Annotated in this window: 1 protein-coding gene; it reads left to right on the top strand. The window is 71.4% G+C overall.

All coding sequences use genetic code 11. The annotated features are described in order from the left end of the window. The first annotated feature begins 125 nt into the window (after positions 1-125). Positions 126-1508 carry an IS1380 family transposase gene (locus tag ACFP6A_RS14385; protein ID WP_379604670.1) on the top strand — a complete coding sequence of 461 codons (1383 nt, stop codon included), beginning with the start codon at positions 126-128 and terminating at the stop codon, positions 1506-1508. The last annotated feature ends 138 nt before the right edge of the window (positions 1509-1646 follow it).

The raw sequence follows: 1646 nt of genomic DNA, 5'->3' as shown, positions 1-1646 counted from the left end.
CCTAACCTCGGCGTTTCACGCGGGTGGGTCGACACGGGGCGGTAGATGGACGGAAGTGCCCGTCTGGTGCGGGAAACTGGGCTTGTTGATGGTCCAGGAGCACGCACGAGAAGGGCACTTCCAAGGTGAAGCGTAACGGGTCGGTCCGTCGGGTGAGGGTCAGCGCGGACGGGCAGGGCGTCGTGTCCCACGCTGGGCTGGGGATGCTGCGGGAACTGGCCCAGGACAGTGGCCTGGTCGGGGCACTGAACGCGGCACTGGCCGACACCTACGACGGTCCCTGGATCCACGCTCCGGGGCGTGTGCTGAGCGATGTGGCGGTCGCGGTCGCTGACGGCGCGGACGCGATCACCGGGATCGAGGTCCTGGGCGACCGTGAGGACGTGTTTGGCCCGGTGGCCTCGATGCCTACGGCGTGGCGGGTGCTGGACCGGGTCGACGCCGCCCACCTGCCCGCGGTGCGCGCCGCCCGCGCGAGGGCACGGGAGAAGGCGTGGGCCGCAGGGGGCGGCCCTGACCTGGGCGGTGAGCTGGCCATCGACGTCGACGCCACGATCACCATCGCGCACAGTGAGAAGGAGAACGCGGCCGCCACGTGGAAGAAGACGTTCGGGTTCCACCCGCTGCTGGCGTTTTTCGACCGGCCCGAGATCGCCGGTGGTGAGGCGTTGGCCGGGCTGCTGCGTGCGGGCAATGCGGGGTCGAACACCGCCGCCGATCACGTCGAGGTGCTGGAGATGGCTCTGGCGGCGCTGCCCGCCCGCGCCCGGCCGTGCCCCGGCCAGGCCGATGGCCCGCGGGTGCTGGCCCGGTCGGAGTCCGCCGGCGCCACCCACACCTTCGCCGCCGCCTGCCGTCAGCGTGGGGTCGGGTTCTCCTTCGGCTTCCCCGTCGACTTCCGGATCAAGGACATCGTCGACCTCATCCCCCAGGAGTGCTGGCACCCGGCCATCGAGACCGACGGGCTGCGTGAGGGAGCCTGGGTCGCCGAGGTTACCGACAACGTCGACCTGACGGCCTGGCCGGAAGGTTCGCGGTTGATCCTGCGCAAGGAACACCCCCACCCCGGCGCGCAGCTGACCTTCACCGACGCAGGCGGCATGCGGATCACCGCGTTCCTGACCGACACACCCCCGGGCGTGGTCCCCGGGCAGATCGCCGGCCTGGAACTGCGTCACCGCCAGCACGCCCGCGTCGAGGACCGCATCCGCCAGGCCAAGGCCACCGGGCTGCGGAACCTGCCCTGCCGTGCGTGGAACGAGAACGCCGCCTGGCTCGAGGTCGTCCTGATGGCCACCGACCTGATCGCCTGGACCAAGCTCCTCGCCTTCGCCGACAACCCCGCCCTGGCCAGGTGCGAGATCGCCGCGTTCCGCTACCGCATCCTGCACGTCGCCGCCCGCATCACCCACGGAGCCCGGCAGACCCGTCTGCGCATCGACAAGACCTGGGCCTGGGCCGCTGCGATCGCCACCGGCTGGGGCCGACTACGCACCGCGTTCGGCTGAGAGCCGAACCCCTGTCCCTACGACCCAGGACCTCGGAACCCGCCCACTCGGCGCGACAGCCGGGCCCTTGCCATACCCCCGACCCGCCCGGGTGACCTGGACCACTCAAAATCGGCGATCCGGACTCCACCCACCGGC

This window comes from Quadrisphaera sp. GCM10027208 (assembly GCF_042658805.1).
GTDB lineage: Bacteria > Actinomycetota > Actinomycetes > Actinomycetales > SCSIO-59966 > SCSIO-59966.
Note: the sequence above shows the minus strand (reverse complement) of the source record. Positions and strands in the feature narration are given on the sequence as shown.